Annotated in this window: 9 protein-coding genes and 1 tRNA gene; 3 read left to right on the top strand and 7 right to left on the bottom strand. The window is 67.2% G+C overall.

Going from position 1 to position 12,736, the window contains the following annotated elements:
* The first annotated feature begins 182 nt into the window (after positions 1–182).
* On the top strand, positions 183–809 hold the full coding sequence (locus V7E00_RS07195; protein ID WP_333571958.1) for a glutathione S-transferase family protein: 627 nt from the start codon (positions 183–185) through the stop codon (positions 807–809).
* 15 nt (positions 810–824) lie between these two features.
* On the opposite strand, the gene V7E00_RS07200 is transcribed toward V7E00_RS07195, so the two are convergent.
* The gene (locus V7E00_RS07200) at positions 825–2,147 is read right to left on the bottom strand and encodes a dicarboxylate/amino acid:cation symporter (RefSeq protein ID WP_333571959.1); all 1,323 of its coding nucleotides are present in this window, start codon (positions 2,145–2,147) and stop codon (positions 825–827) included.
* A gap of 66 nt (positions 2,148–2,213) precedes the next feature.
* On the bottom strand, positions 2,214–3,839 hold the full coding sequence (locus V7E00_RS07205) for a hypothetical protein (RefSeq protein WP_333571960.1): 1,626 nt from the start codon (positions 3,837–3,839) through the stop codon (positions 2,214–2,216).
* Positions 3,840–3,935: 96 nt separating this feature from the next.
* Between V7E00_RS07205 and V7E00_RS07210 the strand changes: the two genes are divergently transcribed.
* Positions 3,936–5,195 (top strand): M24 family metallopeptidase, encoded by a 1,260-nt coding sequence (locus tag V7E00_RS07210; protein WP_333571961.1) that lies wholly within the window; start codon positions 3,936–3,938, stop codon positions 5,193–5,195.
* A 12-nt stretch (positions 5,196–5,207) separates the two neighbouring features.
* On the opposite strand, the gene V7E00_RS07215 is transcribed toward V7E00_RS07210, so the two are convergent.
* A complete protein-coding gene (locus tag V7E00_RS07215; protein WP_333571962.1) occupies positions 5,208–5,969 on the bottom strand; it encodes a hypothetical protein in 762 nt (253 codons plus the stop codon).
* Between the two features lie 94 nt (positions 5,970–6,063).
* On the opposite strand from V7E00_RS07215, the gene alaS reads away from it, so the two are divergent.
* The gene (gene alaS / locus V7E00_RS07220; RefSeq protein ID WP_333571963.1) at positions 6,064–8,715 is read left to right on the top strand and encodes an alanine--tRNA ligase; all 2,652 of its coding nucleotides are present in this window, start codon (positions 6,064–6,066) and stop codon (positions 8,713–8,715) included.
* Positions 8,716–8,720: 5 nt separating this feature from the next.
* Here the strand turns inward: alaS and V7E00_RS07225 are convergent, their stop codons facing one another.
* From V7E00_RS07225 to V7E00_RS07240, 4 genes are all read right to left on the bottom strand, one after another.
* Positions 8,721–9,236, bottom strand: a complete 516-nt coding sequence (locus V7E00_RS07225) for a hypothetical protein (protein WP_333571964.1) — start codon at positions 9,234–9,236, stop codon at positions 8,721–8,723.
* The gene (locus V7E00_RS07230) at positions 9,236–11,029 is read right to left on the bottom strand and encodes a cation:proton antiporter domain-containing protein (RefSeq protein ID WP_333571965.1); all 1,794 of its coding nucleotides are present in this window, start codon (positions 11,027–11,029) and stop codon (positions 9,236–9,238) included. The genes V7E00_RS07225 and V7E00_RS07230 overlap by 1 nt, the downstream gene beginning before the upstream one ends.
* Positions 11,030–11,212: 183 nt before the next feature.
* Positions 11,213–12,433: an NADP-dependent isocitrate dehydrogenase gene (locus tag V7E00_RS07235; RefSeq protein WP_333571966.1), complete on the bottom strand. Its 1,221-nt coding sequence runs from the start codon at positions 12,431–12,433 to the stop codon at positions 11,213–11,215.
* 188 nt (positions 12,434–12,621) lie between these two features.
* Positions 12,622–12,696: transfer RNA gene (locus tag V7E00_RS07240), tRNA-Glu, on the bottom strand.
* Positions 12,697–12,736: the final 40 nt, after the last annotated feature.

The following is a 12,736-nucleotide window of genomic DNA, read 5'->3' on the forward strand; positions in this document are numbered from 1 at the left end:
TCTGCAGGTTGCTCAGGCGTCGCATGCCTGCGGGGATAGCCATGACAGATCTCAACCACCACAATGCCGCGGCGGATGCGACGCGCACCAGGTAACGGCCTTGCGCGGCGTTTCGCCGTCGCGCAAGCTGCAGGCCTATGCAGACAGCGGCGGCGAACGCCGCGCCAATCGGAGGGGCCGACTTGACGATCATCGTCCACCATCTCGAAAATTCGCGCTCGCAGCGCGTGCTCTGGCTGCTCGAGGAGCTCGGTCTTCCCTATGAAATGAAGCGCTATGCGCGCGACAAGGCGACCATGCTCGCCCCGCCCGAGCTCAAGCAGGTTCACCCGCTCGGCAAGTCGCCGGTCATCGAGGATGGCGGGACGGTGGTCGCCGAGACCGGCGCGATCCTGCAATATCTGGTCGACAAGGCCGAAGGGAAGCTTAGCGCGCCAGCGAACCGCGAGGACGCGCTGCGCTACCGACACTTTCTCCATTATGCCGAGGGCTCGCTGATGCCGCCGCTGCTGGTGATGCTGGTGCTCGCCCGCGTGCCCTTCTTCGGCAAGCTCGCCCTCAAGAAATTCCGCCCGATGGCCGAGGTGCACTTCGACTATATCGAAGCCGAACTCGCCAGCCGGCCGTGGTTCGCGGGCACCAGCTTCACTGCGGCAGACGTGATGATGAGCTTCCCTATGGAGGCCGCGGTCAAGCGCGCAGGGATCCTCATCGGTCGTCCGCACATCGCCGCGTTCCTGGAGAAGATCCACGCTCGCCCGGCCTATCAGCGGGCGCTGAAGGCGGGCGGGCCCTATGCCTATGCGTGATGGTGTCGGGAGCGCTCAGCTCCCGGCATAATCCTCGAACTTGCTGGCGTCGTGCGGCCCCCCGGCGGGGAGCGGCCGCACGGGAGGCTCCGCCTCGTCCGGTTCGTCGAGCTTGCCTTCCCAGCGCGCCACCACCGCGGCCGCCACGGCATTGCCGACGACGTTGGTCGCGGTGCGGCCCATGTCGAGGAAATGATCGACCGCCAGGATCAGCAGCACGCCGGCCTCGGGGATGTTGAAGTGGGCAAGCGTGCCGGTGATGACCACCAGGCTGGCGCGCGGCACCCCGGCGATGCCCTTGCTGGTGACCATCAGGATCAGCAGCATCTGGATCATCGTCGCCCAGTCGAGATGGATGCCATAGGCCTGCGCGATGAAGATCGACGCGAAGGTCATGTACATCATCGAGCCGTCGAGGTTGAACGAATAGCCGAGCGGCAGCACAAAGCTGGCGATGCGCGGCGGCACGCCGAACCGATCGAGCGCGTCCAGCGTGCGCGGATAAGCGGCCTCCGAGGACGCGGTCGAGAAGCCGAGCAGGATGGGATCGCGCAGATAACGGAACAAGAGGCCCGTGCGCGGGCCGATCACCAGGAAGCAGGCGCCGAGCAGCACCGCCCACAGCGCTGCCAGCCCGATGTAGAAGCTGCCCATGAAGAAGGCGAGATCGCCGACCACGCCCAGCCCTTTGGTCGCCAGCGTGCGGGCAACGGCGCAGAACACCGCGACCGGCGCGAACAGCATGACATAGCCGGTAACGGTGAGCATCACCGAGACGAGTGCTTCAAGCCCGCGCAGCAGCGGCTTGGCCTTCTCACCCACCGCCGCCATGCCGACGCCGAAGAACAGCGAGAAGATCACGAGCTGGAGGATGTCGTTGCTCGCCATCGCCTCGATCGCGCTGGTCGGCACGATATGGGTGAAGAACTTGGCCGCATCGAACGCCGAGCGGTCCACGCCGCTCGAGGCGTTGGCTGGCGGCCACGGCAGGTGCAACCCGGTGCCGGGTTGGAGCAGATTGACCAGCAGCAGGCCAAGCGTAAGCGACACAAGGCTCGCGCAGACGAACCACAGGAAGGCCTTCAGCCCCACGCGCCCGATCGCGCCGCCGCCGCCCATATGCGCGATGCCGACGACCAGCGTCGAAACGACCAGTGGGGCAATGATCATCTTGATCAGGTGGAGGAACATCTGGGTGGGGATGTCGAGACCGTAGGCGATTCGCTCCAGCGTCGCCTTGCCTGCGTCCGTACCCCCATAGCCGAGGTTGAGGCCCCAGCCGATCAGTCCGCCCAGCAGCAGCGCCGCCAGGATGAACCAGGTTAGTCGTTTACCCACTTTTGCTCCCCGAAGAATCGTCGCGGGAGGGAAGGGGATTGTTGGCCCCGGGTCAAGCCCGGCGCATTAACCCAGCGTGGCGCCGGTTCCGCGCCAGCGCGCGAGCGCGGTGGCACGATCGCGACTTGCGGCGCTGGAATTGCCCAGTTTTTCCTGGATCCGGCTGCGCGTGGCCAGCGCTGCGGGATCGAGCGGCCGGTGACGCAGCGACGCCTCGATTTCGGCAAGCGCCTCCTTGGTCTTGCCCTGCGCCAGCAAGGCCACCGCCAGATCCCGACGAACCGGATACCACCAGAGCGGCGGATCGGTCCATTCGGCGAGCGGCTTGGCCTCTTCGATCGCGGCGGCCCGGCCAAAGGCCTTGGCTGCGCGATCGGGCCGGTTATCGAGCATCGCCGTTCGCCCCTCGAGCACCAGCCGGGCCAGCTTGATGGCAGCGTTGGTGCTGCCCTCCAGCGGATTGCCCTTGATCTTGCCCGGCATTGCGCGCGCTTCCGCCACAAGCCCCGCCCGATCGCCGGCGCGGGCATAGGCCTCGCCGCGAGCATAATGCCAGAGGGCCTGGGCGCCATCTGCACCCTTGGGCGGCGGGGCGATCGCCAGCGTCTCTGAGAGCGGGGCGAAGCGGGCGATGGCGATATAGCCCTGGGCAAGCACCACCTGCTGGAACGAGTCGAGCTTGGGCGCGCGACCCCCCATTGCCACCAGCGGCCGGGCAATCGCCAGGCCGCGCTCCGCATCGCCCGCCATCAGCGCGCCGCCGATGCCGAACTGGACGTTGTGACCATGGTAGGCGAGCGTCCATACCCCGTCCGGCTCCGGCAGCTTCAGCCGGCGGGCATTGGCGAAGCCGAGTTCGACGGCCTTCAAGTTTGCTGCCGCCGCATCCTCGTAGCGGCCAACCCAGTAATAGGTATGCGAGGGCATGTGCACGAGATGGCTGGCGGCGGGCGCGATGCTCGCCAGCCGGTTCGCATAGGGTTCGGCGCGCTTGGGGAAGCCCGCAATCTCGGTCGCGTGGATGTAGAAATGGATGGCGGGCGCATAGTCCGGGTTGCGCTGGAGCACCGTCTCCAAGAGCGCCACCGGCCGCGCCATCTGATTGGGCTTGGCGTCGGAGGCGATCAGCAGCGCGTTGGAGGCGACCACCGCGATCGAATCATCGTCAGGGTAGGCGCGGGCGAGCGCGTCCATCGCCTCGGCAAAGCTCTTGTTGCCCTGGCTGGCATCACCGGCATAACGCAGCTTCATCGCCGCGATCAGGCGGCGTTCCTTCTCCGGGCCGTCGGCGACGAGCCGCTCGGCATTGGCGGTCACTTCTGCGAGCCGCTTACGCTCGGCATCGTCGATCGAATAGTTGATGGTGGGCCCTGCGGCATAGGCCTCGCCCCAGCTGCACATGGCGCAATTGGGGTCCAGCCGACGCGACTCCTGCATGGCACCCACCGCAGCCTTGTGCGCGAAGGCGTGCGCCAGCTGCATGCCGTTGCTGAAAAATGCCTGCGCCTCTGCGTTGCCCGTGCGGATCTGGAAGCCGCCCTGGCCATAGCCGGGCAGGATCGTCGGTCGTTCGCCGGTCTGCACCGCATCCCCGCACCAGTGCGGGCTGAACCCTCGGGTCGCGAGACCGGCCGCAGGGGGAAGCGCAGCGCCGAGCAAGAGCAATGCGGGTGTGATGGCAAGAACACGCATGATGAAGTCCCCGGTCGCAGCGGACGCGCGCCCCTTGCGGTCTGCCCCTGCTTCATCCTACCCGATCCGGGCGGACGGTAAAAGGCGGGGGGGCGCATGACGACGGATCTGGGAACGACACGGCGTAGCTTGTTGGGATCGATGGCGGTGCTGCCGCTGCTGGCCGTGCCCGGCATCGTCCGCGCTGCCGAGCCGGACCTCGCCCAGTTGCAGGACATGACCGGCAATGCCCGCGCGATCGGCCCTGAGGAGCGCCAGGCGCGACTCGCCAAGGCGCAGTCGTTGATGCGTGCCAGCGGCATCGGCGCGGTGCTGATCGAGCCGGGCGCGAGCCTGGTCTATTTCACCGGCGTTCGCTGGGGCCGCAGTGAGCGGCTGACCGCCGCCGTTCTGCCGGTAGAGGGGGAGCCGTGCATCGTCACGCCGTTCTTCGAGGAGCCACGCACCCGCGAGACTCTGGCGATCCCGGCAGAGGTGCGTGTGTGGCAGGAGGACGAGGATCCGCTGAAGATCGTCGCCGGCTTCCTCAAGGACCGCAAGCTCGCGACGTCGCCGGTGGGAATCGAGGAAACGGTGCGCTTCTTCGCGGTCGACGGGCTGCAGAAGAACGGACTGCGCGTTACTTCTGCCAACCCCGTCGTGCGTGGCTGCCGGATGATCAAGAGCCCGGCCGAGCTCGCGCTGATGCAGCTTGCAACCGATATCACCATTGCCGCCTATCGCTTTGTTCATGCACGTGTGGAGAAGGGAATGCGCCAGCGCGACGTCTCCGCGCTGATGGACGCGGCGACCCGCAAGCTGGGCGGCGATCCCGAGTTCAGCATGGTGCTGGTGGGCGAGGGCGCAGCCTATCCGCACGGCACCAAGACACCCTCGCCGGTGAGCGACGGCGCGATCGTGCTGATGGACTGCGGCTGCAACGTGATGGGCTATCAGTCCGATGTCTCGCGCACCTTCGTCCATGGATCGGCCAGCGCGGCGCAGCGCAAGGTGTGGGATGCGGTGGCGAAGGGCCAGCAGGTAGCGTTCGCCGCGGCGAAGCTGGGTGCGCCGGCGGGCAGCGTCGACGATGCGGTGCGCGGCTATTATGCGTCGCTGGGCTATGGACCGGACTATAAGCTGCCCGGCCTGTCCCACCGCACCGGCCACGGCATCGGGCTCGACGGGCACGAGCCGGTCAACCTCGTCCGGGGTGAGAAGACGCCGCTGGCACCGGGCATGTGCTTCTCGAACGAACCCGGCATCTACATTCCCGGCAGCTTCGGCGTGCGGCTGGAGGATTGCTTCCACATGACCGAGGCGGGGCCGGCGTGGTTCTCCAAGCCACCCGTCTCGATCGAGCAGCCGATGGGGTGAGGGGGACGGGGCCTAGTGCCCCGTCAGCGCCGCCATCCAGCGGAGCCACCAAGGCTCGTAGAACAGCCAGGTGCCGAGGCACTGGTTGGCGACGATCCAAACGGCGGAGAGCGCCCAGGCCGGGTGCAGGCGGTGGCGTGTGGCAAGGTCGTAGCCGCCCGCCGCCAGGACCAGCACCAGCGTGCCCGCATAGGTCTCCAGATAATAAGGCAGATAGCCCTCGCCAAACCAGGCGTAGAGCGTGGGGTAGAGCAGCCGGCCGAAGCCGGGTTCGGTAAGGCCGATCGTGCCCATGATCATCAACCGCTTGTGCGTCGAGGGATGCCGCACGGTGAGCAGGCCGGCAATCAGAACCGCGCCCGCCCCGAGTACATTGGCGAACTGCGTGCCCATGAAGGCGAGTTCCTGCCAGACGGGGTGCGGCGCGGTGACGCGCACCACGATGGCGGTCGCGGGCCCCAGCACGATCATCGCAGGGATCAGCAGCGCGCCCAGCCGACCAAGCCGACGATGCAGCGCCAGCCGCCGCGTCCGCACTAATCCCACCTGCATTGCGAGCAGCACGATCCAGCCGGTGTAGACCAGCGCGTGGAGATGCACGATCCACGGGAAGTCGAGCATGCCGAGCCGGGCGCGCGTCACCAGATCATAACCGAACCCGGCAACGAGCACGGTCCAGATCGCCAGCGTCGCACCCAGAAAGAAGCTGCGATCCCAGCGGTGAAAGGGGGGGAACCGCCCCGTGATCGTCGATGCTGTGCCGTTTCCCTGCATGGCACGCGCCGATAATCGATGCGCACGCGGAACGATAGCGTCCATCGACGTGTTTCGCTTGAGCGAAACGCGCTCCGCCCCTAAGTCGACGGACATGACGTCGACCAATGATATCCGCCGCTCGTTTCTCGACTATTTCGAGGGCCAGGGCCATGCCCGCGTCCCCAGCGCGCCGCTGGTGCCGCACAACGATCCCACGCTGATGTTCGTGAATGCGGGCATGGTTCCGTTCAAGAACGTGTTCACCGGCCTGGAATCCCGCCCCTACAGCACCGCGACCAGCAGCCAGAAGTGCGTGCGCGCGGGCGGCAAGCACAACGACCTCGACAATGTCGGCTATACCGCGCGGCACCATACCTTCTTCGAAATGCTCGGCAATTTCTCGTTCGGCGACTATTTCAAGGAGCAGGCGATCACCCACGCCTGGACGCTCCTCACCAAGGAATGGGGCATCCCGGCCGAGAAGCTGACCGTCACGGTGTACCACACTGACGACCAGGCGTTCGACCTGTGGAAGAAGATCGCCGAGCTGCCCGATCACAAGATCATCCGTATCCCGACCAAGGACAATTTCTGGGCGATGGGCTCGGACGGTCCCTGCGGCCCCTGCTCGGAAATCTTCTACGATCACGGCGAGCACATCTATGGCGGCCCCCCGGGCTCTCCGCAGGAGGATGGCGACCGTTTCGTGGAGATCTGGAACCTCGTCTTCATGCAGTTCGTGCAGGAAAATGACGAGATCGTCGGCGACCTGCCGCGGCCGAGCATCGACACGGGCATGGGGCTGGAGCGCATCGCCGCCGTGCTCCAGGGCGTCCACAACAATTACGACATCGACACGTTCAAGGCGCTGATCGACCAGTCCGCTGCGCTGACCGGCACCTCGGCCAGCGGCGAGCAGGTCGCCAGCCACCGCGTGATCGCCGATCACCTGCGCTCGTCGGGCTTCCTCGTCGCGGACGGCGTGCTGCCCGCGAACGAGGGCCGCGGCTATGTGCTCCGCCGCATCATGCGCCGCGCGATGCGCCACGCGCATCTGCTCGGCGCCAAGGATCCGCTGATGCACCGGCTGGTGCCGTCGCTCGTCGCCGAGATGGGCGCCGCCTATCCCGAGTTGGTCCGCGCGCAGCCGCTGATCGAGGCGACGCTGCTCCAGGAGGAAACCCGCTTCCGCCAGACGCTCGCCAACGGCCTGCGCCTGCTCGACGAGGCGACCCAGGGGCTCAAGGCGGGCGACACGCTGCCGGGCGCGACCGCGTTCAAGCTCTACGACACCTTCGGCTTCCCCTATGACCTGACCGAGGACGCACTGCGCGCCAACGAGATCAGCGTCGATCGCGCCGGCTTCGACCAAGCGATGGCCGAGCAGAAGCGCGCCGCGCGTGCCGCCTGGAAGGGATCGGGCGAGAAGGCGTCGGAAGAGCTGTGGTACGATCTCGCCGACGAGCTCGGCGGCACCGAGTTCACCGGCTATGTCAGCACCGAAGGCGAAGGCCAGGTGGTGGCGCTGGTCAAGGACGGCGCGCGGGTGGAAAAAGCCGTTGCCGGTGACACGGTGACCATCCTGACCAACCAGACGCCCTTCTACGGCGAGAGCGGCGGCCAGATGGGCGATGTCGGCGTGATCGGCAACGACAAGCTGCGCGCGCTGGTCGATGACACGTCGAAGCCGCTGGGCCGGCTGCACGCGCACCATGCCAAGATCGAGAGCGGCGAAGTCGCGGTCGGCGATGCGGTGCACCTGTCGGTCGATGTCGAGCATCGCGATCAGGTCCGCGCCAACCACTCGGCGACCCACCTGCTGCACGCGGCGCTGCGCAAGCGGCTCGGCACCCATGTCAGCCAAAAGGGCAGCATGGTGGCACCCGAGCGGCTGCGGTTCGACTTCTCGCATCCCTCGGCACTCACCCCCGAGCAGGTCGCCCAGGTCGAAGCCGATGTGAACGCGCAGATCCGCCACAACGGGACGGTCGAGACGCGGCTGATGACCCCGGACGACGCGATCGCCGCCGGCGCCATGGCGCTGTTCGGCGAGAAATATGGCGACGAGGTCCGCGTGCTCTCGATGGGGCTGGGCGAGGATGCGTCCTACTCGGTCGAGCTGTGCGGCGGCACCCATGTCAATGCAACGGGCGACATCGCGATCTTCAAGATCGTATCGGAAAGCGCCGTCTCCTCGGGCGTGCGCCGCATCGAGGCGCTGACCGGCGAGGGCGCGCGCCTGTGGCTCAACGCTCGCGACGAGCGGCTGCGCGAGGCTGCGGCCGCACTCAAGACCGCGCCCGACGACGTGCCCGCGCGTGTCGCTGCGCTGGTCGAGGAACGCCGCAAGCTCGAGCGCGAGCTGGCCGACGCCAAGAAGGCGCTGGCGCTCGGCGGCGGCGCCGGCGCTGCACCGGCGGGCCCGGAGCAGGTGAACGGCATCAACTTCGTCGGCCAGGTGCTCGACGGGCTCGAAGCCAAGGCCCTGCGCGGCGCGGTGGACGAGGCCAAGGCGCGGATCGGCAGCGGCGTTGTCGCGCTGGTGGCGGTGAACGAAGGCCGTGCGTCAGTCGCGGTCGGCGTCACCGACGGGATCGGCGTCAGCGCCGTGGACCTGGTGAAGGTCGCGGTGGCGGTGCTCGGCGGTCAGGGCGGCGGCGGCCGTCCGGATATGGCGCAGGGTGGCGGTCCGGACGGCGCCAAGGGTGCCGACGCACTCGCGGCGGTAAAGGCGGCGCTGGCGGAAGCTGCCGTCGCCGCCTGATCGGGTCAGCGCCCGGGGGCGTAGCCGTCCTCGGGCAGCACCCAGATCGCCGACTGGCTCATGTCCGGGCGCAGCAGGCCGTCGATCGTCACATGGACGGTCAGTTCGCCCGCCCCCGAATCACGATAGCAGCGCTCGTGGCCCGCAAGCGGCTGCAGCGCCTCCAGCAGCTTGGCGCGCGTGTTGGTCTCCAGCGCGGGGCTCAACGCGGTGCCGTTGCTGGTCAGCTTGCCTGCGTTGAAGTCGGCGGGGCGGATGCGGCTGCACACCGCACCGTCGCGCACCTGGCCGAACGTCGCATATTCCAGCACGATCAATGGTTCCCGGTTGACCACGCCGGTAACCTGCGCGTCGAATGCGCCGTCGCCCCGCAAGGTGTAATGAACAAGGGTGCCGCACGTCCGGGCGGCGCGATCGGGGTCGATGCAGCGGATGCGGCCGGCTTTGACCGGCGCCAGCGGATCGGGGGCGGCATCAGTCTGGACGGGGGCGAGAAGTGCAAGGGCGAGGGGGAGCAGCATCAGGATAGGGCCTCGGTTGATTCAGGGCTCGCGTTCAGGCGGGACCGGGTGAGGCGCGGGTCGCGCTGCAGCCCGGCGGCTTCCTTGATCGAGCGGCGCATCTCGTCGCGCTTTTCGTGGATGGATGCAATCACCGGACCGACCCCGAGGCCGAGATCGACCAGCAGCGCCTCGGAGAGCTGCAGCGAACTCTCCAGCGTTTCCGGCACCGCATCGGTCGCGCCGGCGCGGTAGAGTTCCGCAGCGTGGCCGGCATCCCGGGCGCGGGCGATGATGGGCAAGGTTGGCACCCAGCCTCGCACGCGCTTGGTCAGGCGGACGGTCAGCACCGGATCGTCCATCGTGAGCACGAGCGCGCGGGCGCGACCGAGCTGGAGCTGATCGACCAGCTCGCTGCGCGTCACGTCGCCGAACAGCACGTGAAAGCCGGCGCGGCGGGCGCGGACGACGGTGTCGATGTCGGCGTCCACTGCAACATAGGGCTTGTCGTGCCGGCGCAGCATCTCCGCCACGGTGCGGCCGACGCGGCCAAAGCCGATGACAACGGTGCCGCCTTCCACCTGGACAAGATCCTCGTCGGCGATCTGCGCGCCGTTCTTGCCCTCGATCTTGCGCGCGGCGCTCCGCCCGGCCTTTGCCAGCAACGGCGTGGAGGTGAGGCCGATGGCCGTGACCGCGCTCCAGAAGGCAGCAGTCCCGGGCGCGATCAGCCCGGCGGCGCCGGCGACGCCGAGCACGATCAGCGTCGTCTCCGACGGGCTCGCCATCAGTACGCCGGTTTCCGCGGCCGTGCCCATGCGCGCGCCTGAAAGTCGAAGCAGCGTCGTCGTGACGGCGACCTTGACGATCATCACCAGCACGCTCGCGCCGAACAGCGCCGCCCAATTCTCCCAGACGAAGCCGAGATCGAGCCGCATGCCGACGGTGAGCAGAAACACGCCGAGCGCCAGGCCCTTGAAGGGTGCGGTGATCGCTTCGACTTCGCCGTGATATTCGGTCTCGGCGATCAGCAGGCCGGCGATCAGCGCCCCGACGATCGGCGAGAGGCCCGCGGCGGTGGTGGCGAGACTGGCGACGATCACCACCAGCAGGCTGGCGGCGAGGAACAGTTCGGGGCTCTTGGTACGCGCTGCCTGGGCGAACATTCGGGGCAGCACGATCCGGCCGCCGACGAAAAGGACCGCCACGGTTGCCGCGCCGATGCCGAGGGTCGTCAGCAATTTGGCGACGCCCGCGCCATCTGGATTGGGCGCCATCGCGCCGAGGCCGAAGATGATCGGCACCAGCGCCAGATCCTCGAACAGCAGCATGGCAAAGGCGGCGCGGCCGACGGCGCTGGTGGTGCCGGCGATCGGTATCACGAGGGCCGTGGAGGAGAGAGCGAGCGCGAGACCGAGCCCGATCGCGCCGCCGGTGCTCAACCCGGTCAGGTACAGCACGGCGGCAAGAATGAGCCCCGATCCGAACAGCTCGGCCGCGCCGGTGCCGAACACGAGCGCGCGCATCGCCCAGAGGCGCTTGAATGAGAGTTCGAGGCCGATCGAGAACAGCAGCAGGATGATGCCGAACTCGGCGAAAGGCTCGATCGAATGCGCGTCCGAGATGGTGAGGTAATAGAGCCAGGGTGCCTGGCCGACGAGGCTGCCGAGCCCATAGGGCCCGACCAGCAGGCCGGCGAGGATGAACCCGATCACCGGGCTGATGCGAAAGCGCGCAAAGGCGGGGATGACGAGCCCGGCGGCGCCGAGGATCACCAGCGTGTCGCTGAAGCCGTGATTGGACAGGTTCAGCATGCGGTGTCCCGGAGGCTAGGTGCGGGCGCGGGGCGGGAATGGGAGGAACAGAAAGGCCGATGGCCGGTGGCGGGTTTTGCTCGCTCGGTCATGGCCCCTAGAGACGATGCGAGGCCCGGCATTGCAAGTAGAAAAGCCCGCCAGAGGCGGGCTTTTCCGTAGCTTTACGTAGAGGGAAGCGGCTTACTGCCAGCTGCCCATCGCAGTTTCGAGATTGACGCGGATCGCCTCGAAGAACTGCTCGGTGGTCATCCAAGCCTGATCCGGGCCGATCAGCAGCGCGAGATCCTTGGTCATCTTGCCGCTCTCGACGGTCTCGATGCAGACGCGCTCCAGCGTCTCGGCGAAGCGGGTCACCTCGGGGGTGTTGTCGAACTTGCCGCGATACTTGAGACCGCCGGTCCACGCGAAGATCGACGCGATCGGGTTGGTCGAGGTCGCCTTGCCCTGCTGGTGCTGGCGATAGTGGCGGGTGACGGTGCCGTGCGCCGCTTCCGCCTCGATCGTCTTGCCGTCCGGCGTCATCAGCACCGAGGTCATCAGGCCCAGCGAGCCGAAGCCCTGCGCGACCTGGTCCGACTGGACGTCGCCGTCATAGTTCTTGCAGGCCCAGACGAATTCGCCGTGCCACTTGAGCGCCGAGGCGACCATGTCGTCGATCAGGCGGTGCTCATAGACGATGCCGGCGCTCTGGAACTGGTCCTTGAACTCGGTCTCGAACACCTCGGCGAAGATGTCCTTGAAGCGGCCGTCATAGGCCTTGAGGATCGTGTTCTTGGTCGACAGGTACAGCGGCCAGTTGCGGCCGAGGGCATAGTTCATCGAGGCGCGCGCGAAATCGCGGATCGACTCGTCGAGATTGTACATGCCCAGGGCGACGCCGGCCTGCGGGAAGTCGAACACCTCGTGCTCGATCGTCTCGCCATTCTCGCCTTCCCACTTCATGGTCAGCTTGCCCTTGCCGGGCACCTTGAAGTCGGTCGCCTTGTACTGGTCGCCGAAGGCGTGACGGCCGACGACGATCGGCTTGGTCCAGCCCGGGATCAGGCGGGGCACGTTCGAGATCACGATCGGCTCGCGGAAGATCACGCCGCCCAGGATGTTGCGGATCGTGCCGTTGGGCGACTTCCACATCTTCTTGAGGCTGAATTCCTCGACGCGCTGCTCGTCCGGGGTGATCGTCGCGCACTTCACGCCGACGCCGTACTGCTTGATCGCATTGGCCGAATCGATGGTGATCTGGTCGTTGGTCTCGTCGCGCTTCTGCACCGAGAGGTCGTAATACTTCAGATCGATGTCGAGGTACGGAAGGATCAGGCGCTCGCGAATCCATTCCCAGATGATCCGCGTCATTTCGTCGCCGTCGATCTCCACGACGGGCGTTGCTACCTTGATCTTCGCCATAAGCTCGCTTTCCTGAGACAGGTTGGTTCCCGGCAGCGTCTAGGGGCAAGGGGAGGGGGGATCAAGCGGTTGCGGCGGCCAAAGCCGGCGCTACGTCGGGAGTCGACGCGCAGCACGTATCCGCACCGTGAAAGTCCGACGATGTCTGTGACAGCACCCGCGCTGCGGCTCTGTAAGCCGGCAAGCCGTGGTGACCCCTACGGGAATCGAACCCGTGTTTCAGCCGTGAAAGGGCCGCGTCCTAACCGCTAGACGAAGGGGCCAACTGCGTGGCGTGGAGCGGCCGAATAGGGGCCGATTCCA

Origin of the sequence: Sphingomonas sp. (assembly GCF_036731925.1) — a bacterium.
Classification (GTDB): Bacteria; Pseudomonadota; Alphaproteobacteria; order Sphingomonadales; family Sphingomonadaceae; genus Sphingomonas.

Bases quoted from the DNA above. Each gene is read 5' to 3' on its own strand.
- V7E00_RS07205 (WP_333571960.1), bottom strand. From the start codon at position 3,839: ATGCGTGTTCTTGCCATCACACCCGCATTGCTCTTGCTCGGCGCTGCG.
- V7E00_RS07210 (WP_333571961.1), top strand. From the start codon at position 3,936: ATGACGACGGATCTGGGAACGACACGGCGTAGCTTGTTGGGATCGATG.
- V7E00_RS07215 (WP_333571962.1), bottom strand. From the start codon at position 5,969: ATGCAGGGAAACGGCACAGCATCGACGATCACGGGGCGGTTCCCCCCC.
- alaS (WP_333571963.1), top strand. From the start codon at position 6,064: ATGACGTCGACCAATGATATCCGCCGCTCGTTTCTCGACTATTTCGAG.
- V7E00_RS07225 (WP_333571964.1), bottom strand. From the start codon at position 9,236: ATGCTGCTCCCCCTCGCCCTTGCACTTCTCGCCCCCGTCCAGACTGAT.
- V7E00_RS07230 (WP_333571965.1), bottom strand. From the start codon at position 11,029: ATGCTGAACCTGTCCAATCACGGCTTCAGCGACACGCTGGTGATCCTC.
- V7E00_RS07235 (WP_333571966.1), bottom strand. From the start codon at position 12,433: ATGGCGAAGATCAAGGTAGCAACGCCCGTCGTGGAGATCGACGGCGAC.